This is a genomic window from Puniceicoccus vermicola (assembly GCF_014230055.1).
GTDB classification, from domain to species: Bacteria; Verrucomicrobiota; Verrucomicrobiia; order Opitutales; family Puniceicoccaceae; genus Puniceicoccus; species Puniceicoccus vermicola.
The window spans coordinates 82,136-104,913 of record NZ_JACHVA010000102.1 but is presented as its reverse complement, the minus strand read 5'-3'; the positions used below and the strand labels follow the sequence as shown (position 1 = coordinate 104,913).

General features: G+C 57.7%; 21 protein-coding genes. 2 read left to right on the top strand and 19 right to left on the bottom strand.

What is annotated here, in order from left to right:
• Nucleotides 1-6: 6 nt before the first annotated feature.
• Nucleotides 7-1,407: an ROK family protein gene (locus tag H5P30_RS13995; RefSeq protein ID WP_185693557.1), complete on the top strand. Its 1,401-nt coding sequence runs from the start codon at nucleotides 7-9 to the stop codon at nucleotides 1,405-1,407.
• 500 nt (nucleotides 1,408-1,907) lie between these two features.
• A complete protein-coding gene (locus tag H5P30_RS13990) occupies nucleotides 1,908-3,002 on the top strand; it encodes a DUF4034 domain-containing protein (RefSeq protein WP_185693556.1) in 1,095 nt (364 codons plus the stop codon).
• Nucleotides 3,003-3,011: 9 nt separating this feature from the next.
• On the opposite strand, the gene H5P30_RS13985 is transcribed toward H5P30_RS13990, so the two are convergent.
• The 19 genes from H5P30_RS13985 to H5P30_RS13895 all read right to left on the bottom strand — a co-directional run bounded on the left by H5P30_RS13985 (nucleotide 3,012) and on the right by H5P30_RS13895 (nucleotide 22,652).
• Nucleotides 3,012-3,614, bottom strand: coding sequence for a DUF6064 family protein (locus tag H5P30_RS13985; RefSeq protein ID WP_185693555.1), 603 nt, complete (start codon nucleotides 3,612-3,614; stop codon nucleotides 3,012-3,014).
• Entirely contained in the window at nucleotides 3,611-4,534 is a 924-nt protein-coding gene (locus tag H5P30_RS13980) for an aldo/keto reductase (protein WP_185693554.1), read from the bottom strand. The genes H5P30_RS13985 and H5P30_RS13980 overlap by 4 nt, the downstream gene beginning before the upstream one ends.
• Nucleotides 4,535-4,604: 70 nt before the next feature.
• Nucleotides 4,605-5,591 (bottom strand): adenosylcobinamide-phosphate synthase CbiB, encoded by a 987-nt coding sequence (cbiB, locus tag H5P30_RS13975; protein ID WP_185693553.1) that lies wholly within the window; start codon nucleotides 5,589-5,591, stop codon nucleotides 4,605-4,607.
• Nucleotides 5,588-6,712 carry a threonine-phosphate decarboxylase CobD gene (gene cobD, locus H5P30_RS13970; protein ID WP_185693552.1) on the bottom strand — a complete coding sequence of 375 codons (1,125 nt, stop codon included), beginning with the start codon at nucleotides 6,710-6,712 and terminating at the stop codon, nucleotides 5,588-5,590. The genes cbiB and cobD overlap by 4 nt, the downstream gene beginning before the upstream one ends.
• Nucleotides 6,699-8,243 (bottom strand): cobyric acid synthase, encoded by a 1,545-nt coding sequence (locus H5P30_RS13965; protein ID WP_185693551.1) that lies wholly within the window; start codon nucleotides 8,241-8,243, stop codon nucleotides 6,699-6,701. Before H5P30_RS13965 ends, cobD begins: the two co-directional genes overlap by 14 nt.
• 7 nt (nucleotides 8,244-8,250) lie before the next feature.
• The gene (gene cobS, locus H5P30_RS13960; protein WP_185693550.1) at nucleotides 8,251-8,979 is read right to left on the bottom strand and encodes an adenosylcobinamide-GDP ribazoletransferase; all 729 of its coding nucleotides are present in this window, start codon (nucleotides 8,977-8,979) and stop codon (nucleotides 8,251-8,253) included.
• Nucleotides 8,943-10,037 (bottom strand): nicotinate-nucleotide--dimethylbenzimidazole phosphoribosyltransferase, encoded by a 1,095-nt coding sequence (cobT, locus tag H5P30_RS13955; protein WP_185693549.1) that lies wholly within the window; start codon nucleotides 10,035-10,037, stop codon nucleotides 8,943-8,945. The genes cobS and cobT overlap by 37 nt, the downstream gene beginning before the upstream one ends.
• Nucleotides 10,038-10,044: 7 nt before the next feature.
• A complete protein-coding gene (gene cobU, locus H5P30_RS13950) occupies nucleotides 10,045-10,566 on the bottom strand; it encodes a bifunctional adenosylcobinamide kinase/adenosylcobinamide-phosphate guanylyltransferase (RefSeq protein ID WP_185693548.1) in 522 nt (173 codons plus the stop codon).
• Nucleotides 10,563-11,366 carry a cobamide remodeling phosphodiesterase CbiR gene (gene cbiR, locus H5P30_RS13945; protein ID WP_185693547.1) on the bottom strand — a complete coding sequence of 268 codons (804 nt, stop codon included), beginning with the start codon at nucleotides 11,364-11,366 and terminating at the stop codon, nucleotides 10,563-10,565. The genes cobU and cbiR overlap by 4 nt, the downstream gene beginning before the upstream one ends.
• On the bottom strand, nucleotides 11,363-11,893 hold the full coding sequence (locus H5P30_RS13940) for a cob(I)yrinic acid a,c-diamide adenosyltransferase (protein WP_185693546.1): 531 nt from the start codon (nucleotides 11,891-11,893) through the stop codon (nucleotides 11,363-11,365). The genes cbiR and H5P30_RS13940 overlap by 4 nt, the downstream gene beginning before the upstream one ends.
• Entirely contained in the window at nucleotides 11,890-13,269 is a 1,380-nt protein-coding gene (locus tag H5P30_RS13935) for a cobyrinic acid a,c-diamide synthase CobB (RefSeq protein ID WP_185693545.1), read from the bottom strand. Before H5P30_RS13935 ends, H5P30_RS13940 begins: the two co-directional genes overlap by 4 nt.
• Before the next feature lie 3 nt (nucleotides 13,270-13,272).
• The gene (gene cobM, locus H5P30_RS13930) at nucleotides 13,273-15,918 is read right to left on the bottom strand and encodes a precorrin-4 C(11)-methyltransferase (RefSeq protein ID WP_185693544.1); all 2,646 of its coding nucleotides are present in this window, start codon (nucleotides 15,916-15,918) and stop codon (nucleotides 13,273-13,275) included.
• Complete coding sequence (gene cbiE, locus H5P30_RS13925; protein ID WP_185693543.1) at nucleotides 15,915-17,132, bottom strand: precorrin-6y C5,15-methyltransferase (decarboxylating) subunit CbiE; 1,218 nt, start codon at nucleotides 17,130-17,132, stop codon at nucleotides 15,915-15,917. The genes cobM and cbiE overlap by 4 nt, the downstream gene beginning before the upstream one ends.
• Nucleotides 17,133-17,136: 4 nt before the next feature.
• Entirely contained in the window at nucleotides 17,137-18,270 is a 1,134-nt protein-coding gene (locus tag H5P30_RS13920; RefSeq protein WP_185693542.1) for an SAM-dependent methyltransferase, read from the bottom strand.
• Nucleotides 18,267-19,424, bottom strand: coding sequence for a cobalt-precorrin-5B (C(1))-methyltransferase CbiD (cbiD, locus tag H5P30_RS13915; RefSeq protein ID WP_185693541.1), 1,158 nt, complete (start codon nucleotides 19,422-19,424; stop codon nucleotides 18,267-18,269). The genes H5P30_RS13920 and cbiD overlap by 4 nt, the downstream gene beginning before the upstream one ends.
• Nucleotides 19,421-20,077, bottom strand: coding sequence for a precorrin-8X methylmutase (locus tag H5P30_RS13910; RefSeq protein WP_185693540.1), 657 nt, complete (start codon nucleotides 20,075-20,077; stop codon nucleotides 19,421-19,423). The genes cbiD and H5P30_RS13910 overlap by 4 nt, the downstream gene beginning before the upstream one ends.
• Nucleotides 20,074-21,024: a hypothetical protein gene (locus H5P30_RS13905; RefSeq protein WP_185693539.1), complete on the bottom strand. Its 951-nt coding sequence runs from the start codon at nucleotides 21,022-21,024 to the stop codon at nucleotides 20,074-20,076. Before H5P30_RS13905 ends, H5P30_RS13910 begins: the two co-directional genes overlap by 4 nt.
• Nucleotides 21,014-21,760: a precorrin-2 C(20)-methyltransferase gene (cobI, locus tag H5P30_RS13900; protein WP_185693538.1), complete on the bottom strand. Its 747-nt coding sequence runs from the start codon at nucleotides 21,758-21,760 to the stop codon at nucleotides 21,014-21,016. The genes H5P30_RS13905 and cobI overlap by 11 nt, the downstream gene beginning before the upstream one ends.
• Nucleotides 21,744-22,652, bottom strand: coding sequence for a sirohydrochlorin cobaltochelatase (locus tag H5P30_RS13895; RefSeq protein WP_185693537.1), 909 nt, complete (start codon nucleotides 22,650-22,652; stop codon nucleotides 21,744-21,746). Before H5P30_RS13895 ends, cobI begins: the two co-directional genes overlap by 17 nt.
• Between the last annotated feature and the right edge of the window lie 126 nt (nucleotides 22,653-22,778).

Below are 22,778 nucleotides of genomic sequence, written 5' to 3'. Positions count from 1 at the left end.
AATTAGATGTTGATAGTAGAGCCAAAGTTTAAGCCCGAGTTGGATACGAAGTTCTTGCCGGCTTCATTGTGGAACCGGGAGTTTCGTCGGTTGGTCGACGAATGTGTCGGGAAGCGAATGGTTACCCTGCAGGTTACGCGCCCAGACCAGACCTCGTATGAACGGACGGAAATGATTCTGCCGGACGAGGAAAAGTTTCGGGAATTGAACTGGCGCTTCTGCGAGCGACTCGTGAAGTCCTTGTTGTGGATCTGGGGCGGAAGCCGGATTCGCATTGCGGGCGCTCCAGAAATTATGGAGCGTTTGAAGGCGTGTTACTCTCCCGGAGGAGAGAGAGCTTTTGATGCAGAGTTCATGGGGATGTCGGTATTTCGGGAGCCCTTTGAGGTGTCTTCCAATCTCTTGGTCTCGGGGAACGATCAGGAATCTCCCTCTTCAGTGAGTCGGGTCCGTGGAGGTTGTCGGATCGGATTCGATCTCGGTGGAAGTGACCGCAAATGTGCGGCCCTGATTGATGGCGAGGTGGTTTTCTCTGAGGAGGTAGCGTGGGATCCGTATTTTCAGACAGATCCGAATTATCATTTGGAGGGGATCGCCGATAGTCTTGAGCGGGCGGCCCGCCATTTGCCCCGGGTGGATGCGATTGGCGGAAGCGCGGCGGGAGTCTATATCGATAATGAGCCTCGCCTTGGCTCGTTGTTTCGGGGTGTTGCGAAAAAGGACTTTGAGGCGAAGGTTCGTCCTGTCTTTCATGAGCTCCAGAAAAAGTGGGGCGGGATCCCTTTCGTGGTTGCGAACGATGGCGATGTGACGGCTCTGGCCGGCGCCATCTCTCTCGGGCGAAATCGGGTTTTGGGTCTTTCGTTTGGCACCAGTGAAGCAGCGGGTTATGTGGATCGTTCTGGAAGAATCACCGGATGGTTGAACGAGCTTGCATTTGTTCCGGTCGATTATCGCAAGATCGCCCCGACCGATGAGTGGAGTGGCGATCGAGGGTGCGGGGTGCAGTATCTTTCGCAGCAGGGAGTCGGACGACTTCTGCCCGAAACCGGAATTCCGGTGAAGGAAGGAACTTCTCTGCCGGATCGTTTAGTCCGTGTCCAGGAATGCATGGAAAAAGGGGACGATCGGGCGGCTGCAGTCTATCGCACGCTCGGGGTCTATCTTGGGTATTCGGTTGCTCATTACGCTGATTTCTATGATATCGAGAAATTGATCATGGTGGGGCGAGTGACCTCCGGTGAGGGTGGTCAAGTTATGCAGGCGCATGCGGAGAAGGTTCTCGAGACCGAGTTTCCTCAATTAGCGCGCAAGATTTCCATCTCGATGCCGGATGAGAAAATGAAACGACACGGGCAGGCCGTCGCCGCGGCTAGCCTTCCCGTAGTTGAAGGCGTTTTATTGTAGTTTTTTTTGATTCTGACTAAATTGGTATCAAAATAGCTGTTACATATCTTCTTGGTTTGATTTGTAGAAGATAGTTATTGTTGTTCATGTTTTGAGGTTGTTTTGCCTGATTTGCCGCCTCTTCCATTTCTGCAGACGAGGATACCCGGGGGGGTAGAGTCGTTTCCCTGAGAGGGGTGTGGGAGAGGCGGTTCATCGGCAAAACATCACTCTGGTTCTTCGGGCCACATATCTGCATGGGGGTGAAGTTACTCTTATGCAGATATGTGGCCCGTTTTTTTGAGAAGGGTTATTCTGACTTTTGAGCCGGTTTGAAACCTGGTCGGGCCCTGCCGACCTTTCATGGATGCCGAAAGGACGAAATAGGAATCGGTTTGTTTCAAAATTTTCCCCACTGGAGTTGCCCCGCTGAGGGCGCTCTAAAATAAGACTTTCTCTCCCGTACCTATTTGTTAGGGTTATTGAGTATGATGTCTGCCCTGACCCGATTTCTCCCTTTTATGACCATCCTTCTGCTCTGTGCCTGCAGGGACGATCGCTCTGATTTCGAGAATCATCCGGGCCGCGATCCGGATCGGGCCTTGGAGTCCTCGCATGGAAATCGAGGCGGTCCGGTCGAGCATATTGATGCGAATGAGCGAAGGGAGGCTGCTTTGCTGGAGCAGCGGCTGGGGCCTGTTCAGCGCGAGATTCGGCTCTACCGGGCCGATATCCGATCGGCTTTCGAGGAAGAGAATTTTGAGTTTTTGGAAGAACAAGCCCAAGAGGCCCGCGAGAGTAGGTCCGTTTTCGGAGATGGTTCCTTCCAAATTTCCCAGTTCTATGAAGGGCTGGCGGATCGCTTCGGGAGGAGCGATGATCAGTTGATTCTCGATAGCGAACGGTTGGATCGATGGCTGGAAGAAATGCCGTATTCGGATACGGCAAAGATTGCCTACGGGCGACTTTTGACGGACTGGGCGTGGTATGTCCGAGGCTCGGGATTTTCGAGGACGGTGAGCAATCGCCAATGGAAGCAATTTTATCAGCTACTGGCGGCTGCCCGCAGTCGGGTGGGCCCGCTGGTCAATGAAGATTTGGAGGATCCTTACGCAGGTATGGTCATGCTCCGGGTTGCTCTCGGGCAAGGTTGGTCTCCCTCCGAATATGCTGAGCTTATGGCGCTACTCGAAGAAAAGTTTCCAGATTATTGGGGTTTTTATGTGCAACGCGCCTATTCTCTCCTGCCGCGTTGGAATGGCGAGGAGGGAGATTGGGAGGCCTACGCTTTAGAGATTGCGAATTCCCGCGGCGAGTTTGGGAAAGAAGCCTACGTGCGGATCCTTTTCAACCTGGTGGGATTTTATGGAAATATCTTTCGGGACTCCGGGGCGCAGTGGCCTCCGGCGCAGGAGGGTCTCCATGATCTGCTGGAGGATTATCCGGAATCTCTCGAACTCCTCTCTTCGTCGGCCCGACTGGCAACCTTGGGCCGTGATCGCAAATTGGCGGAACAACTCTTCGAGAAGCTGGGTGACTCCTATACGGAGGAGAGTTGGTTGAATCCCGAGCAGTTCGTGCATTTCCGCACTTGGGCTCGAACGGGACAGTGGTAGCCCGGTCTTTCACGGGTGCAGTTGTAGGCCGAGATGAAGGACGGCGGTGAAGACGAGCCAGACGATCGGGATGATGACGAGAAGCCACCGGATTGGGGATCCCTGAGTGATGAGGAGGATTCCCAAAGTTCCAAGGGCGGTTTCGGTTGGCCCCCATCCCCATAGGGTGGTCGCATTGAAGGGATTGCCGAGAAGGATCCCGATGGGAAGAATGCTGGCGAGAGCGTAAAGTCCGCATCCGGTCCAGAATCGTGGGGAATTCTGGCGGGTGATCTGCAGATTGCCGGGGCCGAGGGCGGGGATCAGGCAGGCAGTTCCTTGGATGACAAAGAGGGCCGAGGCCCATTGCGCTTGGGGTAGGATCTGAAGCAGATATTGTTGGAGGTAGACGAGGCCCGTCCACCACCAGGCAAAGGCGAGAAAGATTCCGGGGAGGAGGAAGTTTCGCTTGGAGCGAACGGCGATAGAAATGAGAAGGACGGCCGCTACCGCGAGAAACAGAATTTGAAGGGGCCAGATCTGCTCATTGTAGTAGGCAATTAGCGATTCGTAGACCTCTCGGGAGAAGGGAATGAAATCCGAGAGAGCGTAGGTCTGGAGCTCGGAAATCACAGGTCTGCGACGTATCGCGCCATCCGCTCGCGTTGCGATGGGTCCGGGAGAGGCCCGTAGCAGGCGCCCATATTTTCTCGCATGTGGGACACTTTTGAGGTGGCGGGAATGGCGCAGGTTATCGCGGGGTGGGAGACAATGAACTTGAGTAAAAACTCCGCCCAGTTGCGGACTCCGACTTCTTTCGCCCATGGAGGGAGGTTTCCTTGGCGCTGAACCTGATTGATGAGGGCACCGCCGCCGAAGGGTCGGTTGGCGATGACGGCGATCCCCCTCTCTTGTGCGAGAGGAAGGAGGCGCTCTTCGGCTTCGCGGCGCTGAATATTGTAGGTCAGTTGAATGAAATCGAGAGGTTCATTCTTCATGATCGTCTCAATTTCGTTGTGGCGTCGGCCATGAGAAGTGGTGATTCCCACATAGCGAATGGTGCCTTCATCTTTAAGCCTTCTGAGGGTTTTTAGATGACCTTGCCAGTTTACGAGGTTGTGGACTTGTTCGAGGTCGAGCCGTGGCTCTCCCCATAGCCGCATCGAGTCACGCACTTGTTTCAACCCATCATCGGTCGAAGAGGTCCAGACTTTCGTCGCTGAAAACAGGTTCTTGGGGGTGCCGAGATTTTCGAGGCATTGACCCACCACTTTTTCGGCCGAGCCGTACATGGGAGAGGAGTCGATCATGGCACCTCCGTGGGCGAAAAACTCTTTCAAGATCTCTATTCGTGTCTGGATGAGCGAAGGGATCGGGCCGACGTTGAAGGTGATCCAGGTTCCCATCCCGATGACAGGCAGCTTGCCCCCGCTACTAGGGATGAGGCGGGTGATCAAATTTTGATACGCTTCGGAAGCAAAGAGCGAACGAGGGCGTAGGGCGATGAGTCCGGTTCCTGCCAGAATGGATTGCAGGAATTTACGTCTTTCCATGGGGAGAGCATAGTCGCTTTCGCCCTCCACACAAACGGAGGACTGATTTTGCCGGATGGAGTTTTCTTGACTAGGTGATCCAGAGGATACCGGCGATTAGGATTCCACTGATGATTGCCGACACGGTTGTGAGTCGCATCGTTTTGGAAATGTCGGTCGCTTCCGCGGGATGGCCTTCGGCGTTGAGCCATGGTTTGTCGACAGTTCCGTATGGGTAGGGGGTTGGTCCACCGAGGGCAATGTCGAGGGCCCCGGCGACGGTGCTCTCTCCATGGGCGGAATTCGGTGACGGGTGGTTTTTGCGGTCCCGGCATCCGGTCCGTATGGCCTTTCGAGCATCATTTCCGGAGATAAGGGCGGCCAGGCTGATCAACGGAATCGAAAGGCGGGCGGGAATAAAGTTCAGGAGATCGTCGCAGCGCGCGGAGGCGCATCCCAGCTTCCGGTATCGTTCATTGCGGTAGCCGACCATGGCGTCGAGGGTGTTCGCAACCCGGTGGACCAGAATCGCCAGACCGCCTCCGAGTAGAGGATCTCCACCGGTATGAGCGAAGAGTATGGCTCCGCAGCCAAACCAGAAAACGGGAGCTAAGAAAGCATCGACGAAGTTTTCGGCAACACTCTCAATGGCGGCCCGGGCGATTCCGGATTCGTACAGCTGGGAAACGTCCCGGCCGACGATCCAGGAAACCCGTTCTCGGGCAAGCGGGAGGTCGTGGCGTTCTAGTGCTTTTGCGATGGGTCGGGCATGGCGAATGAGATCTCCCATCCCGAGACAAGAGTAGACGAGGAATATCGTCCAGAGTTCGGGGAGCCAGTTGATGTCAGAGAATAGGAAATACAGAGAGCTCCAAGTCGACACCGGAATCACCGTGGAGAGGATGAGTAGCAGACCTCCTCCAATATAGGAATCGAGTCCGAGGCGCCGAAGGATCTTTTCCAGAAGGTGAATGAGATGCCCGATCAACCGCACCGGATGCAGGGGATAGCGCGGGTCGCCAATGATCAGGTCGAGAGAAATCGCGACAAGAAGAATCGTAGCGGACACCGCGGTCATGAGGGGATAGGGGCAGCTTGAAGGCTCGATTTCAAGGCGTGGAGGAACTTTTGGTTACGCTCGGGAGTGTCGAGACAGATTCGAAAGTGCCCTTCCGATAGCCCTTCGAAGTTTCGGCAGCAACGCACGTGAAAGCCTCTTTGCAGGAGTTCTCGAAGCACGGAATCGTAGCGATCAGGAGACGTTAGGCGAAGGAGACGGAAATTCGTTTGAGAAGGGTAGGAATGTACACTGGGGATCCGAGCGATCTTACGGTCGAAGGAAGTGCAGGCGGTGCGGAGCCATTGATGAGTCCGGCTTTCGTAGTCGCGATCCTCGAGGAGGATTTGCGCACAGCGTTCGGCAAGCCCATTGACCAGCCATGGGGGGCGTTGGCGCTGCAATTTTTGAATAATACTGGGGACGGCGATCACTGCGCCGAGGCGGAGGCCGGCGAGGGCATAGAATTTGGTTAGGGAGGAGAAAACGATCAGATTGGGGAGAAGGCTGTCGTTTCGAAGGAGGGAGTAGCGTTCCTCATCGAGAAATTGAACAAAAGCCTGATCGACAAAAAACAAAGTGTCGGGATTGGATCGGCACACATGCAGAAGCGTTTCGCGGGGGACCGCTTGCCCGTCGGGATTATTTGGGCTTCCGAGAAAAACCGAGTCCACCGTAGTCAGCGCCTTCTGGAAGCACTCGCCGGTCAGGAACTCGTCAACGGGTTCTTCGAGGTTGCGCGGAATGGGAAGCACCTCTCCGCCGCTCGTCCTCACGGCTTGCTCATAGTCGTGGAAAGAGGGGGTGAGGATCAAGGTGCGGCGGGGGCGGAGCGTTTGTGTGGCCGCATACATCAATTCGATCGAACCGTTTCCGGGTAGAATTCTGTCCGGGCTGAGCGCGAAGCGTTCTTGGTAAAAACGGCGGATTCCTTCCCCGTCAGAGGACGGGTAGGGAGTTAGGGATTCGATGAGTTGAGGCCAAGCCTTTCGAATGGAGTCAGGGATCCCGAGAGGGTTCAGGTTGACGCTGAGATCCACGACATCTCTCTCGGCAAGGCCATAGCGCGCGAAGAGATTTCCGGGCTTTCCCCCGTGGGCGTGGGAGGCCGGCATTTTTGCTTCTGGCTCAGCAGATTTCACAGTGAAGTTTTCCGATTGCGATGAGTTTCTCCACATCGATGCATTTCTCGATATGGTCTCCGAGGCGGTCGTATTGCCGGGCTTTGAAATTCTCGAAGTCTTCCCCAGGAGCGAGGTGTAAGGGGTTCTGCTGAGCGGGAGGCTGCCAGTCGGGACGAAGATTGGAAAGGAACTCTTGCCGAAAGGGTCCAGAGTCGAAGAGCCCGTGCAGATAGGTGCCCCAGATTTTGCCATCGGGCGTCGACAGGCCGTCGGAATTGGCCTCCGCGGTCGCGCTCTCGGCGCTCCATGCAATTGCGGGTCGCAGTTCTTCGGAAGAACTACGGGTGCGGCCCATATGAATCTCGTATCCATGGACCGGGCGACGGTTGCCAATCCAGGTGCCGTGGTTGCGGGTCAGTCGCTTCTCGGGAGCGAGAACCGTTTCGGTGGGGAGTAAGCCGAGTCCCGACTCAGCTCCGGGAGATCCTTCGACCCCGTGAGGGTCTTGGATGGATTGGCCCATCATTTGGTAACCACCGCAGATTCCGCCAATACTTCCTCCAGACTGTGCGAAGGCGTTGATCCTTTCTTCCCAGCCATTCTTCCTCATCCACTCAAGATCACTGCGCACGTTTTTGGAACCGGGAAGGATGAGGAGGTCATAGCCGACGAGGGACTTGGGACGGGTCAGAAAATGAACCTCCACGCCCGGTTCACATTGGAGCGCGGCGAGGTCCGTGTGATTCGAGATACGGGGAAAAAGTATGGTCGCGATGTTGATCTTGTCGGGGTCCAGAGCGCCGGAGGGATTGATCTGGGTCTGCACATCCATTCCGTCTTCGGAGTCGATGAGTATCTCGCGGTTGTAGGAGATGACTCCGAGAACTGGGAGTCCCGTCCGCTCCTCGATCCAACGCACTCCGTCTTCGAAGAGAGAAATGTCCCCCCGGAAGCGATTGATGAGGATTCCGGCGATGCGGGCTCGATCTTCAGGGGGAATTACTTCGAGGGTCCCGACGATTTGAGCAAATACCCCGCCGCGGTCGATGTCGGCGATGAGGATGACCGGGGCATCCGTTTCATGGGCAGGTCGGAAGTTAACGATATCTCGACTCCGTAGGTTGACCTCTGAGCAAGAGCCCGCCCCCTCCATGACGATGACATCGTGACGCTCACGGAGTCGGTTCAGCGACTCCATCGCCTTGGCAAAGAGGGCATCCGTTTGCTTGTAATAATCCTTCGCATGGCGTGAGCCAACGACCTTTCCCTGGAGGACGACTTGCGAGCGGCAGTCTCCCGACGGTTTGAGGAGGACCGGGTTCATATCGACCTCCGGTTCGATTCCCGAGGCTTCCGCCTGAACTACTTGTGCCCGTCCCATTTCCAAGCCGTCTAAAGTGACGAAGGAGTTGTTGGACATGTTTTGCGCCTTGAACGGGGCGACGGAGAAGCCTCGGTTCTTGAGGGCTCGACAGATTCCCGCGACGACAAAGCTTTTTCCGACGTCCGAGCCGGTTCCGAGGAAGGAGAGACAGGTTGCGTGTTTCATCGTGGTGTCAGAGTAATGCGATGACGAGAAGACCTCCGAGTTCCGAGAGTTCGCAGGCAGCTCCGAAAACGTCACCGGTAACTCCTTGGATGCGCGAGCGGGCGAGGAATCCCAGGCTTACCGCAATCAAGAGGCCGACAAAGAATATCGGCAGAACTGCGAGAGGTGCGTAAATCCCGAGGAGGAGGGTGAGAGCGGTCGCTCCCAGTAGATGCCGAAGGTGGGCGCCTTGGACGATGGTCGCAGCAGTTCCGACCTTGCGCGGGTAGCGAAAGCAAAGTGCCAAGACGGTGAGCGTGAAGCGGGAGACTGCGAATGCGAGGGGGATTAGCCAGTAATTCTCTTCGGTAAAGATCCGTGTGTAGAAGACTGATTTGGCAAGGAGGATGAGAATCAATGCGATGACCCCGAACGCGCCAGTCCTCGAGTCTTTCATGATCTCCAAGCGCCTTTCTGGGGTGTGCTCGCCCCAGAATCCATCCGCGCAGTCGGCCACCCCGTCGAGATGGAGGCCGCGGGTCACGATGACGGTGCAGGCGAGGGCGACAAACGCGGAGAGTTCCGGCCATTGGGGGACTACCAAGAGGATGGACCAGGAAACACCGGTTACCAGTGCGCCGAGAATGAAACCAGCGAGCGGATACCAATAAAGTCCGTCACAGAAGTTCCGTGCCTCCCGTCCGGGAATCGGCAGGATGCTTAGTAGACGCAGGGCTGTGACGAGGCCGGAAAGCATCGGGCGTGATTGGTGTTTTCGACTTTGAAGGAACTGAAGGTCGGCATCTCCGTATACATTTTCAGCGAGGCTTCGATGATGTTCATTGCGAGTGCGGCTCCAGTTCCCTCGCCGAGGCGCATGCCCAGTTGAAGGATGGGCTCGACTCCCAATTCACGGGCAAAGGTGTCGTGACCCGGTTCTGCTGAACGGTGCGAGTAGAAAAGGTAGTCGGCAACGCTGCTGCTGAGACGAAAAGCAACGAGAGCGGCAGCGGAAGCGATGAAGCCATCGATGACAACCGGCAGCCGCCGGGCTGCGGCTCCGAGGCAGAGTCCGGTGAGTGCGGCGATCTCCAGTCCGCCCACGGCGGCCAAAGTTTGGAAAGGATCCTGAAGCGCTTTTTGATGGAGGAGAAGCGCACGCTCGATGACCTCGATCTTGTGCTCCAGCGCTTCGTCATTCTTGAGCCCGGCCCCAGGGCCGGTCACTTCCCGGACGGAACTGGGGAGGAGGGCGGCCAGAATCGCAGAGGACGGAGTGGTGTTGCCGATACCCATCTCTCCGGTTCCCAAGAGTTGGATGCCGTCATCGGCAGCGGCATTGGCCCTTTCGATGCCCACTGCGATGGCACGTGCGCACTCATCCGAGGTCATCGCGGGCTCCCGGGCGAGATTACGGGTTCCAAGAGCGATCTTGCGCTGCAGGAGCTTCTTCATACCGCTGACGTCGGCGTTGATCCCCACGTCGACCACCTCCAGTTCGGATCCCACGTGCTGGCTGAAAATGCTGACTCCGGATTTTCCCTCAATCATGTTGCCAACGATCAGCGGCGTAAATTCGGATCCGGTAAAAGTGAGCCCTTCGTCGACCACTCCGTGATCGGCGGCGAAGACGCAGATCCGCTTTTTCTTGGCAGACGGATGCGGGTTCCCCGTGGCGAGGACGAATCGTTTGGCCAATCGCTCGAGCATCCCCAGGCTGCCCCGTGGTTTTATCAGGTCGTCGAGATGATTCTGAACCGCGGGTGCCAGAGTGGAATCAACCGGCTGAATTTTGGCGATGGTTTCTTGGATCATGGTTTGGCTATTTCAATTGAAGAGGTATCCCGCTCACAGTGACATAGGCTTCGCTCGCGACTGCGGCAACTCGTTGATTGAGGCGTCCGGCGACATCGCGAAAACGGCGAGCCAGTGCATTCTCAGGGACAATGCCCATTCCGAGTTCGTTGCTAACGAGGATGATCGAGCAGGGTGGGTCCTGAAGCAGCTTGAGAAGTGCATGGATCTCTTGGCAGTCTTCCGAGAAGTCTTCACCCCGATGGTGCATTAGGTTTCCGAGCCAGACCGTTAGGCAGTCAACGAGAGCAACGTTGGTTGCGGCGGGTAGTGAACGCAGAGCTTCGGCGAGGCGGACCGGGGCCTCGACCGTGTGGAATGCATTGCCGCGCTGCTCGCGGTGGAGGCGGACCCTCTCCCGCATTTCCTCGTCGAAGATCTCGGCGGTGGCGATATAGGCCCGTGGCGCAGCGAACTCGTTCGCGCGTGTTTCAGCATAGCGGCTCTTTCCGCTGCGGCAGCCTCCGGAAATGTAGATAACAGGATTCATCGGGTGACTTCTTTCGGTCGGAGTCGGTTCATCTCCGCAAGCATCGCATTCAAAGTTCTCACGGAGGATTCCCAGCGATCCCGGTGGAATAGTTCCAGGGTAAGGGTCCTGTTCGGGGGTCCTTCCGGGGAGCCGAAGATTTCCAGAACTTCTTGGAGTAGATGGGGGGGGAGTTCAGACAAAGGGTGATGATCCCTCCCCTCTTTGACCCCATGAAGATGGAGGACCCGGCAGTGCGGCAGCCATTGTCGCAGCTCTTGGAGCACAGGTTGATCACGAAGTATAGCGTGGCCGAGGTCGTAGCAGATCGAGGCTCCGCTATCTTGAAGCGCCGGTCGGAGAGTGTCGTGGGATTCGCGGACGTTCTCGACACAGATCCGGGAAGCATCTCCGCAGCATTCTCCCAGGCGGATGAGAGATCGGGAGAGGGCGGTGAGTTCAGATCGATTGAGAGGCTGTTCTGAATCCCCATCGGCATGGCAGACATAGGCCTTGGGTTGGAGTGGAGCCAGCATTCGCATGATGGTCTCACAGGAGGCTATCGCTTGGGCTCGAAGAGATTCCCGGGTCGATGCCAGGCGTATGTCGGCTGGCAGGTGCACCGTGAACGTTAAGTCATGGCGGTCTTGAAGGGTGCGGGCTTCTTCAAGCCAGCTCAGTTCAGTGTTCGGTTTGAGAGACTCGAAGAAGAGGAGGGCGATGTCCTCGGTCTTCCCCGCAAGGAACTGAATATTGGGTCCGTAGTCGGCCGGGATGATGAAGGAGGTCGTCCCCACGCGAAATGGTGGAGGCGCATTCATCGCTCAATTCCCTTTCGCGCCGGAACTCCGGCTTGATAGTAGTGCTTTAAGGGTTGGATCTCGGAGACCAGGTCTGCTCTCTCGATGAGCCAATCCGGGGCATAGCGTCCGGTAAATATTAGCTCGGCCCGGGTGCTGCAGGTATCCGCCAGGTGGAGCACCGCAGATGGGCTGATCAACTCGTATTTCAAAGCGATCAGGAGCTCGTCAGCGACGATCATTCGGTGCTCTTCGGCTTCGGCTACCTTTTGCAGTCTTTGCAAGCCGTTCACCGCTGCCTCGAGGTCTGCGGGCTCGGGCGCACGGCGGAGAAAGAAGCCTCTACCGAATTGTTCGACCGTCACCTCCGGAAAGCGCTCTCTCAATAAGGAGATCTCTCCGCTCGGGCTGTTCTTGATGAATTGGCCGAAAAATACCTTCCACCCTTGTGCGACCCCGCGCAGAACTAAACCGGAGGCAGCGGTTGTTTTGCCCTTACCGTTGCCCGTGTAGAGATGCAGGTAGTGACGTTTTGATTCCGCGCTCATACGGGGGCTTCGGTTCGGGATAAGGCTTCGACCCAAGCATCAAGCGCCTCCGGGTTGGAGGCGAAATGGGGATGAAAATAGGAGGCGGAGATCGAATCGTATTGAATTCCCACTTCCGGCTCCGGGATTCCCCGCGCGCTTTCGAGGTGGAAAAGAGGGTCGATGCCCGAATCAAGGATGACTTCCGACCAGTGGAAACGATGACCCCTCAATCGGGTGCCCATGGGGCCGAAGAGGCTCCCAGTCCGTGTCGTCGCTTGACTGTATCCGAGACGCTGGCGTTTCTCTCGCATCAAGCAGTCCCCTGGGATGATTCCCGAGAGAGGCCAGGTTGTTCCATCCGGCATCCGGATTTCCCGGCACAGGTACATAAACCCTCCACATTCGGCGAAGATGGGTCGATCCTGCTGGGCAAAATTTCGGATACTTTCCAGCATCGGCTGGTTGCTCGAGAGCTCCTGGGCAAACTGTTCGGGAAAGCCCCCGCCGAAGTAGAGACCATTCAAATCACGGGGGAGGGATCCATCTTGCAGGGGAGAAAACTCGATCAGTTCGACTCCCTTCGACCGGAGGGCATCGAGATTGTCTTCGTAGTAGAAGTGAAAGGCCGGATCACGGGCGAGACCGAGCCGGAGGTCGCGGGTAGGACGGGGCGGATGGGGATTCAGGAGGCTGGGCCTGCTTCCGCTTGTCGTGGAGAGAAGGAGATCGAGATCGATGTAACGCTCCATTGCCTTCGCGAGAACCTCGATTCGCTCTTGGAGGGAATTCGCCTCGGTGTCGGCAATCAATCCGAGGTGTCTTTCGGGCAGTGAAAACTGTGGATCACGAGGGAGCCATCCGAGCAGAGGAGGGAGACTTGAAGAAGCGAGGGCTTCACGAAGAAGCGAGGCATGGTGTTCGCTGCCGACTTGGTTAGCGATGACTCCGCAGATATTCACTCCCGGCTCGAAATGGGTGAAGCCCGCCACCAGAGCCGCGATTGATCGGGACATGGCCCGGGCGTTGACGACTAGGACGACCGGGGAATCGATCAGCTTGGCGATTTCTGCTGAGCTGCCACTGAGTTCGGTCGGGCTGGCCCCGTCGAAAAGACCCATGACCCCCTCACAGATTGCGACGTCTGCCTGGGTGCTCCCTCTGGCGAATGAATCTCTCACCGCTTTTGCGGGCATCATCCAGCTATCTAGATTGCGGGAACGCACCCCAGCGGCGTGGCGATGATGACCCGTGTCGATATAATCGGGGCCACATTTGAACGGTTGAACCCGAAATCCTCGTTTTCGCAGGGCGGCCATGAGCCCGAGAGAGACGGTAGTCTTTCCCGCACCGGATTGGGTGCCGGCGATGCAAAAACGATGGAAGGCCGGGGTCATGAATCAGTAACTTTCTTTTTTCTCGTATCCGCGGCGCGTGTAGAAGCGACCATTGCTGATGAGGGATTGCTCATTTCCGATCAGGACCATGGTGGTCATGTTGATTTCTTCGATTGGCATATCGCAAAGGGGGCCCACCCAGGACCACTCCTTCGGACGACCCGCATCGCGAACAATCGCGGTGGGTGTCTGCTCTCCGCGGGCGGCGGAGAACTTTGCCAAGACCTCGTCGAGGAGCGCTTGCCGTTTTCGACTGCGGGGATTGTAGAGAGCGCAGGCCATACCGGAAGTGACGACGGCATCGATACGCTTTTCGATGATTTCGCGGGGTGTTAGCAGATCGGAGAGACTCACCGTGGCGAAGTCATTCATCAACGGTGCTCCGACAGCTGCTGCTGCGGAACAGGAGGACGTCACTCCGGCGATGACTTCCACGTCGACTCTTTGAAGTTCGCCGAGAACCTCGACTCGTTCCAGAGCCAATCCGGCCATGCCATATACTCCAGCATCTCCGGAACAGATGAGGGCCACCGTCTTTCCGTCAGCGGCACGGCGAACGGCTTCATCACAACGTTCGATTTCCGAGCGCATGCCGGTCGAGAAGACATTTTCTTTGCCGGTGAGCCACTCGACTTGGCGGCAGTAAGAACTGTATCCGACAACGCAGTCGGCGTAGCGAATGGCATCTTCCGCTTCATGGGTCATACCCGCCCGCGTTCCTGGGCCGATTCCGATGGCCACGATCTTTCCTCGGGCGTCCGCCGAGTTGGATGCTGCGCCCTGGCGGAGGGTCAGTGGCCCCATTGTGCCGATCGAGATGGTAACGGGTCCCAGCTTTTGCTTGGGTGCGAGTAATCGACCTTGGCCGACTGCAAGGCACGCGGCTTCGGCAACGGATGGGGTCGATACGGTTTTCGCTACGAAGTTTGAAGGGTTTGGGGAAGCCTGCTTCTCGAGTTCGGAAGAGGGGAGGAAATGAGTTTTCCACCCGTTGGCCTCGGCGACTGCGAGGATCCCTGGTTCCTCCTTCTTGAGTTCGACGGAAGCCAACTGCTCGATTCGCGGCTCGTCCAGACCGTATCGGGCACAAGTTTCACGAATTGCCGATGCGATCATTTCGGAGGGGACTCCTTTTCGGCAGCCTACTCCAACGACCAAGGGTAGGCGGGTGAGGCGAAGGCAAGGGCCGGCAAAATCCGGGAGCGGTTCGGCATCCAGGGTGACCAGCGCGTCGACTTCGGCGAGCTGGGATTCCTCTGTGATCGGGTGGAGGTTCGATTGATCTTCGTAGACAGCTCTTTCTGACTCACTGAAACCAAGAAGTCCGATGGATTTTCCTTCGACGAGGGCCGAGTTAAGATCCTTGAGCGAATCCATGTTCTCAATACGCCATCCGCGGGTAGCGGAGAGCTCGTCAAATGCCGTGTGTCCGTGGACGTCGGATGCAGTAGATAAGACGGCCTGGGCTCCGGTGAGCTGGGAGATGTCCTGGCAGAGGCGGTTGGCTCCTCCGATATGCCCACTGACGAGGCTCTGCGCATAGGTCTTCTGCTCGTCGAGGACCACGACGGCGGGATCGGTCTCCTTGGATTCGAGGAGAGGGGCGATTTTCCGTACGACGATGCCCGAAGCCATAACACAGACGTGAGCATCAAAGCGTCGCCAATTCCGGGCAATCAGTGGGGCCAATCGGCGTGGGTCAAAGCAAATCTCGTTCTCCATCTCCTGGTAGTGCTTTTTGCTGGTAAAGGCGGTGGCATTCAGCAGGCGGGACAATGAGCGTGCGGTCTCGCATCCGGTTTCGGTGAGCCCGTAGAGAGCGATCCGCCCTCCGAAGCGAAGAAACGGGGTCACGAGGGAAGGGGAGAGCGAGACGGGCTCGCTGCTGCGGTTGCGATAGCCGTGGGCAAAATTCTTGGCGTAGAGAAGGGAATCCTCCCCCTGGCCGAGAAGAGCTGCACCGACGAGGATTATGGCTTGGCGTCGGATGCCCGCAGTTTGCACTTTTTCGGCAATATCGGCGAGGGTTCCACGGACGATGGTTTCATCCGGCCAGCTGGCCCGGTAGACGACAGCGGCGGGGGTCTCGGGAGTAAAGGCTCCGGGCGCGAGCAGGTCTTGGACTACTCCGGCCATGTCGCTGATGCTCAGATACAGAGCTAAGGAGGATCCGTGCGCGGCAAAAGAAGAGAGCTCCTCCCCGTCGGGGACGGGAGTGCGTCCGGCCCGGCGGGTGATAGTCATACTCTGGCTGATGCCCGGTTGGGTCAGTTCCACATTCAGTGCGGCGGCGGCGGCGAAGGCGGCGCTGACGCCGGGGATGGTTTCGTAAGTGATGCCGGCTTGATCGAGAATCCGCATTTGCTCGGCCGTCGCCCCGTAGATTGAGGGATCACCGGTATGGAGCCGAAGGACTTTTTTGCCCTCCTTCGCGGCGTTGATCATGAGATCAGTAATTTGCTCAAGATTCAGCGGAGCGCTGTCATGCTTTGCGCAGTCCGGCCGGGCGTGGGCCATGACCTCGGGGCTGACGAGAGAACCGGCGTAGACGATGAGGTCCGCTTCGGCGATAGCCGTGTGGACGCGAACGGTGAGCAGGTCGGGAGCGCCAGGGCCGGCTCCGGCGAAAGTAATGGTTCCAGGTTTCACGAGGCTATTGGTTTTTCGAAGACGAAGAGGTTAATGGGATTGTCGAGTTGCATGATCGAGCTGTGCGCCAGGGGCTTGGCTCGGCGGACGGAGACCTCGAGCCATTCGAGGCGAGAGTCCGGTAGGGTGGAAGAGAGTTGGGCAACGCTGTCGGCGAGGATTGCGGTGGCGACGATTCGCCCTCCGGGTTGCAGACGCTCAAATGCGGTTTCAACGAGATGACGAATCTCCCGTCCTCCGCCTCCGATAAAGACCGAGGAAGGGTCGGGGAGCTGGGGAAGGGCGACGCTGATCTTCTCATTCCATACCGTAAAGTCGCTCAAGCCCTGGGTGGTGCGGTTGGTCTCGATCATCGCCGTGCGTTGGGGATCTTTCTCAACGCTGTGAACCGAGAGTTGACCGACCAGGCCCGCGGCCTCCAATCCGACCGAACCACTTCCGGCGCCGAGATCCCAGAGGACTCCCGGTCGTAGCTGCAGTTTGGCTAAAGCAATAGCCCGAATCTCCGGGTGGGTGATCAGGTTGTTTTCGTGTTCGTAGGTTTCATCGGGGAGACCCAAGCTCAAGGGGGCGAATTGACGAGAGTTCTTTCCTTCGAGGATTAGCATCGATAGGCCCCTGGTTTCCTGCTCGGGGATCTTCCCGAGGGGGAGGCTGAGGATCCGTTCTGCGGGAGATCCCACATTCTCTGCGATATGTGCCTGCCGGTTGGCAGATTCGGGGTAGCGCCTGAGGAGCTCTTGGGCGATCCAGGACGGGGAGCGTTGGTTGTCGCCGTAGATCACGGCGAGGGGACTTTGTAGGATAGGCCTCCAGGGAAGAGGAATGTTCCGACCGTGAATGCTGAAAAATCGTGCCTGATGCCAATCGAGGGCCAGCCGGGAGGATGCGGCTTGCATCGCACTGATTCCGGGGTGGATGACAAGCTGATCGAGAGGAACGCTTGCGCGCAGTCGACTTGCGATTCCGAAGAAGAGGGAGTCTCCCGAAGCCAAAACGGCGATTGGGTGGTCCTCACTGAGGTCTCGCAGATCTTGTATCTCGGCGTCGAGGGATGCAGTCAGGGGGATCTTGCGAAAACCGGGTTCGTCGAACCAGTCCAGCAATCGCTTACCCCCATAGAGAATGTCACAGTGCCGGACGGCTTCGGCCGAAGCTTGAGTCAGATCTTCACGGCAGGTGCCGCAACTGATGATGTGGATGGGGTGTGCCATGGTCTCATGCGGCACAGGGCGCAAGGTTCCTCACGAACCGTCGCAGCGCGAGAGCTTCGAGAGTTTCCAGATCGAGAATCATCGGAGCCTCCGGGTTGGGAGAACGGGAGCCGCCGAGGTCGTGGAGACGATGGAGAACCTCGTCGGGGGCGTCGTCCGGAAGTTGAAATTTCTCTCCGGCAAGGGGGCCGAATTTGGGCCAAAGACCGTGGGTGACTCCCTCGCCAAGATAGACCAGTCCTGTCCGGCGGGGTAGTTGGTCGACGATGTCGGGGAGGGTCTCGACGGTTCCTTCGATGATCTCTTCGCTGGGGGTTCCGGCGTCGTAGATGATAGCGGCGGGGGTATGGGCCTTGAGGCCATTCTTGCGGAGATTCTCGATCGACTCGCGAACAATGTGAGAGGCCATGAAGAGGATGATGGGCAAATCCATCGAAGACGGGTTGAGTTCTCCGATTACTCCGCCCGCACATCGCGGGGTCATGACCGTGAATCCGCGGTGGCATCCTCGGCGGGTGAGGAGGAGACCGCTTCCCGTAGTCGCGACGGAGAGACTACTCACTGCCGGTTGGACGTGAAAGGGAAGTCCGTGGTCGGTCAGCGCGTCGGTTTCCTCGCAGAGGCGCCCGTAGATTCCCGGATCCCCCGCTTTGAGGCGGGCGACTCGAAGACCCATCCGCGCATGGTTGAGGATGAGGCGGTTGATGTCGGACTGACGCACCGCGTGTTTGCCACAGCGTTTGCCGACGTTGAAGAGGGTTGCCCCAGGTTTCAGCTTTCGAAGGATGCTCGGGTCGAAAAGGGTATCGTGGAGGCAGACATCGGCCTCCTCAATGGCTTCAATGGCTTCGAGAGTGCATTGTTTGAGACTGGGTGCTGCTCCGACGAAGGTTACGCAATGAACGAAGAGTTGGCGGAGGGCAATTCCGAGCGGATCCCCATGGCGAAAGCAGAGGGTGCCGTCCACAGCGATGAAGCCGTCGATTCCCTCTTTCCAGATTTGCGGATTGGGAGGGCTGTCCAGCAGGACGAGATCCGCTTCGTGGCGGATCAGGATGGTGCGTAGGCTGTCGTCCCATTCCGGTGCGCGGTGGAGCCGATGGGAATCGAGTGCGTTGAGTACGGTTTGGAGTTTCATGGAAGTTCTCTCTTTCCGGTGGTGTCGAGTACGTGCAGGTGGATACGCGAGGGGTGTGCCCAGGCCTGGAGTTGTTTCGCGGCGAGTGACTTTAAGATTTGAATGGCTTGACGGCGGTTTTCGGTCTCAAGCCCATCGAGGAGCTCGCGGACGCTACGGCAATCCGATGCGTGCTGGAGACTCTCTGACTCCATTCCCTCGCTGATGAGTAAATCGGCCACCCGGGTCGGGGATTGTGCGGCTTTATCGGCATGAGTGTTCGTGATGCCGAGAGCGTATTTGGCGAGTTTGCCGGCCATGCAAACGATCCGGATGCATGGGATTCCGTGGCGTTGGCAGATCGCGAGCGATTGTTCGATGAAATCACCAAAGCGAACGATGGCCGTGTCCTCGAAATCGGGATACTGGGTTTTGAGCCAGCGGTGACTGCGTCCTCCGGTGACCAGGGCGATTTCAGAAAAATGATTGAGGGCCGCCCCGCGGATGAGGATCTCGATGGTGGCCACATAGGCGGCATGGGAGCATGGGATCACTTGGCCGGAGGTGCCCAGTATCGATAGCCCTCCGACAACTCCGAGAGTTGGGTTTAAGGTCCTTCGAGCCACTTTCTCGCCGCCTTCAATGCTTACCTCGATCCAGACCGTCCGCCAGTTGCCATGGGGGAGCTCGGAAAGGTTCTCCAGCAGCATCTTTCGCGGTGTTGGATTGATGGCTGGCTTTCCGGGAGGAACGTCAAGCCCTTTGCGGGTAACGAGTCCGACTCCTTTTCCGCCTCGAAGGACGACGGTCAGGCTTCCGGTAACTTCTACGAAATCCGTTTCCCGGGTATCTTCGGGCCGGAGGGGCAACGTGCTGCGTTGAAGCTGGGAGCGGATGATCAGGCCATGGGTTTTATCCACATCCTCGCCGGCATCTTTCGCGGCCCAGGCTGCATGTCCATTTGCAGAGAGAGGTTCTTCTCCGTCGATGTTCACACTTCGTAACTCTCCATCGGGAAAGAGGATGGAGATCGAATCTTTGACAGCTCTCCCTTCGAGGCGCAGCCAGGCGGCCACCGCGGTCGCACTCAAATACGCGCCAGTGCTGAACCCTGTCCGAAGCCCAGGCCCGGGTGCGGTGGTCGGCAAGACCGGCGTTGGGAGGTTTTTGTTCACAGGCCGCTCTCCATGATCCCGTGCAGGGCGCTGACTGCGAGAGGGCTGCCCCCGAGTCGCCCGTGGAGAACGATGTGAGGGACATCCGTACGGGCCAGCCATCGTTTGGATTCGATGACGTTGACGAATCCAACGGGCATTCCAATGACGAGACGAGGCATGAGTTCGCCCGCCTCGATCATTCTGCAAATCCCAGCGAGGGCGAGGGGCGCATTCCCGATGAGCACGATCCCTCCGTCGATGATTGGACGACCTTTCTCAATGGCGGCCAAAGCACGGGTGGTGTTGTTTCGGGCGGCAAGGGAGGCTACCTCCGGGTCCGAAACGTAGCAATGGATGCTCTCCCGTTCGTAGTCCGAATTGAATTTCTTCAGCTTGGGGACGGAGATGCCCGAGCGAATCATGTTGGAGTCGCAATAAATGGAGGCACCGTCGCGGAGGGCGGTGAGAGCTGCGGGGACAGGGCTTCCGTGAAAGGACAGGTTTTCGACGAGACGGAAGTCGGTGCAGGTATGGATCATCCGGCGGCCGACCCGCCAGTGCTCGGGAGAGAGCCCGTGGTCGCCGATCTCCGCTTCGATGCGGCGAAAACTCTCTGCCTCGACCTGGGCCCCGGACCAGTTCCAGGTGATACTCTCTTCTCTCGTATTCATGAGGCGATGACCATGTAGGTTCCGACCATACTCACGGCGAGGAGGAGGCGAACTCCTTGGCTGACCCCGATGATCCAGAATCCGGTTGTGTCGGGAAAGATGCTGACGGCCGAGGGGAGGCTTCGGCGTAGAACTTTTACCGGAAGTGCGAGACAGTAGCCGGCGAGAAGGGTGAAGAACACTTGGGTGCCGCTGAGGGCTCCGCTTTCGAGAAGGCTTTTCGTCGTCGAGACGGCGGCAGTGGTTCCGGAAAGTTGAGCCACAATAATGCTCATGCTTTGAACCGGGAAGATCGCATCAACCCAGGAGGGGAGAATGCTGGCGATCCATTTGAATCCGCCTTCGGCCTGAATCCAGTCCACGGCTGCGTAAACGGGGATCGCGACGAGAAGGACGCGGAGGGTCATCTTCCACCAACGGTCCCACATCATCCGAGCGGCGATCTTCGGGGTTGGCCGAACGGAGACCGCCTTCAAGTCTTCGGCATCCACGGTGTTGATCGTTGGCGAGACCAGAAGGCGGGAGAGGATGACCGCGACCAGGAATACGAGAACTGCAGCCCCGATGACGAAACCAACATAGGCGGCCCCGACTGCGCCCAGAACACTGATCATGAGGGGTGCAAAAAACTTCAAATGCAAGAGGGTGCTGGGCAGCGAGTTGGCTACGGCGCTGAGAACTAGCTCTCGGCGTTGGATCTTTCCTCCCCGGTAGGCGGAGGCCAGCATGGCGTGGGCGGCTTTCGTCGATCCAAAGGACGCGACAAAGGCAGCGCCGGACTCGGGGGAAAATCGGCCGAGGGAGAGGAGGGGGCCTGCGTACTTGGCCAGTTTCTTAAGGCATCCGGATACTTCCAGAAGGACGCCGATGAAGACGCCCAGACTCAGGGTCAGGGTTAGGTCCCAGACTTGGGGGAGGACTTTCGTCCACAGGAGGTCAAAGGTCATGGTTGCGGCGTTTGGCGATGAAGAGAGAGAGGTAGGTGTCCGGGAGAGACTCGGCTTCGGACGGGTCCTGGGTCACGGCTTCGTCCGGTTGTTCAAGCCGGGTTGCGTAGAGGAAAGACTGAGTTTGGAGTGACTCATCGATCTCAGCAAAGAGGCTCGGCTTATTGCGCGAAGCCTTCAAAACGACAGCGGTATCCGTCCCTGGGAGGACTTGTTTTCGTTTCTCCGGAGAGGCGGTGGCCGGCATCAGAGTGAGGATCTCTTCGTTCTCCAAAAGGGTTTCTCCAGTGCGTGAGGCGGCGGCTTGAAAGGAGGTGATTCCCGGGATAGCGCGAATGCGAGCGGTGGGTTCGAGGGCGAGAACCGCCCTTCGCAGGTAGCCGAAGGTGCTGTAGATCAAGGGATCGCCAAGGGTGACGTAGGCGATCTTCTTTCCCTCGCGGAGCCAGTTGGCCGTCGTGCGTGCGTGCTTTTGCCAATTGACTTCACGCTTGGCGAGATCTCTCGACATCGGTGTGATGAAATGGACTCGCTCGCCGGGGCACTCTCCGAGTTCATCGATGACGCGCATCGAAACGCTTTCCGATGATTGAGCGCTGGCGATGTCGATGAGGATGTCCGCGTTGCGCAGGGCCTCGACGGCTTCAAGAGTCAAATACCGGACAGCCCCAGGGCCGATACCGACACCGGCTAGCTCTCCCGTGGCAGGGCTCTTAATGTCAGTGGGCTGCGACATGTTCGTTGGCTCCTAGTTGGTTCATGGCTTCGTCGAGGTGGCTGAGCCAGATTTCGACGATCTCGGGTGATTCGCCCATGCCTTGCAGCACGGCGGTACACTCGATTCCCCGGCTTTCCAGCTGGGATTTCCAGGAATCAGGTTCGTCGCCCGCCATGTCGTTGTGGGCGTGATCCCCCGCGACGGACATAAAGGGGAAGAGAGTGACGCTTTCCGGATTCTGTTCTTCGATTTTAGAAAGAACCTGATCAAAGGTGGGATGCCCTTCGACGGTTCCCAGGCAAGCCGTGGGATCTTGGGCACGGATGATAGCATTGGTGGCCACGTAGGTGATATCGGCAGGATGATCACCGGAACCGTGCCCCATGAGGATGAGCATGTCTCCGGGTTTGCGAAACTCTGCCGCATTCGCGAGGATCGCTTCGGAGGTTTTTTCAATGTCGGCTGCGCTGAACAGGAGAGGCCCGCCGATCTCGACTCGGCCGAATTGGAGATGGGTGGATTGAAAAGCGGCGACCGCATCCAGGATCTCCTCGTATTCTATTCCGGCGATCACGTGCAGCGATTGGATGGCCACTTCGTCGATGCCCGCATCCCTCATGCGTGAGAGAGCCGCCAGCGGCGAATCTAGTTCCACTCCCTGCCGGGCCATTTTCTTGCGGATGAAATCGCTGGTGTAGGCCCAGTAGATTGGAACCCCCGGAAAACGTTCGCGAGTCATCGTGGCAATATTCTCAAACGCAGCGAGGGCGTCTGGATCGCTCGTGCCGAAAGTTGCGAGAAGAATGCCCTGCTGGGGAGCGGCTTCCTTTTCCCCGGCAGAAGCACCGAAGACGCTCGTGATTGCGCAGATTGTTAAAGTAGTGAGTCTAATTATGTGTATTTTTAGCATTAGTAGAAGTTGGATTTTTGTCCGTAGTCTGCGAGTGGGGTAGGATTAGGCAATTTTCTTATTGGCAGTAGGTCGCCAATTGCAGAAACAGAAGATGGGTTAATGGAGGGGATAAGCCGCCCTTGG

Excerpts from the sequence above, each read along its gene's own strand:
- H5P30_RS13995 (WP_185693557.1), top strand. The coding sequence starts at position 7 with ATGTTGATAGTAGAGCCAAAGTTTAAGCCCGAGTTGGATACGAAGTTC.
- H5P30_RS13990 (WP_185693556.1), top strand. The coding sequence starts at position 1,908 with ATGACCATCCTTCTGCTCTGTGCCTGCAGGGACGATCGCTCTGATTTC.
- H5P30_RS13980 (WP_185693554.1), bottom strand. The coding sequence starts at position 4,534 with ATGGAAAGACGTAAATTCCTGCAATCCATTCTGGCAGGAACCGGACTC.
- cbiB (WP_185693553.1), bottom strand. The coding sequence starts at position 5,591 with ATGACCGCGGTGTCCGCTACGATTCTTCTTGTCGCGATTTCTCTCGAC.
- H5P30_RS13965 (WP_185693551.1), bottom strand. The coding sequence starts at position 8,243 with ATGAAACACGCAACCTGTCTCTCCTTCCTCGGAACCGGCTCGGACGTC.
- cobS (WP_185693550.1), bottom strand. The coding sequence starts at position 8,979 with ATGCTTTCCGGCCTCGTCACAGCCCTGCGTCTACTAAGCATCCTGCCG.
- cobT (WP_185693549.1), bottom strand. The coding sequence starts at position 10,037 with ATGATCCAAGAAACCATCGCCAAAATTCAGCCGGTTGATTCCACTCTG.
- cobU (WP_185693548.1), bottom strand. The coding sequence starts at position 10,566 with ATGAATCCTGTTATCTACATTTCCGGAGGCTGCCGCAGCGGAAAGAGC.
- cbiR (WP_185693547.1), bottom strand. The coding sequence starts at position 11,366 with ATGAATGCGCCTCCACCATTTCGCGTGGGGACGACCTCCTTCATCATC.
- H5P30_RS13940 (WP_185693546.1), bottom strand. The coding sequence starts at position 11,893 with ATGAGCGCGGAATCAAAACGTCACTACCTGCATCTCTACACGGGCAAC.
- H5P30_RS13935 (WP_185693545.1), bottom strand. The coding sequence starts at position 13,269 with ATGACCCCGGCCTTCCATCGTTTTTGCATCGCCGGCACCCAATCCGGT.
- cbiE (WP_185693543.1), bottom strand. The coding sequence starts at position 17,132 with ATGGCACACCCCATCCACATCATCAGTTGCGGCACCTGCCGTGAAGAT.
- H5P30_RS13920 (WP_185693542.1), bottom strand. The coding sequence starts at position 18,270 with ATGAAACTCCAAACCGTACTCAACGCACTCGATTCCCATCGGCTCCAC.
- H5P30_RS13910 (WP_185693540.1), bottom strand. The coding sequence starts at position 20,077 with ATGAATACGAGAGAAGAGAGTATCACCTGGAACTGGTCCGGGGCCCAG.
- H5P30_RS13905 (WP_185693539.1), bottom strand. The coding sequence starts at position 21,024 with ATGACCTTTGACCTCCTGTGGACGAAAGTCCTCCCCCAAGTCTGGGAC.
- cobI (WP_185693538.1), bottom strand. The coding sequence starts at position 21,760 with ATGTCGCAGCCCACTGACATTAAGAGCCCTGCCACGGGAGAGCTAGCC.
- H5P30_RS13895 (WP_185693537.1), bottom strand. The coding sequence starts at position 22,652 with ATGCTAAAAATACACATAATTAGACTCACTACTTTAACAATCTGCGCA.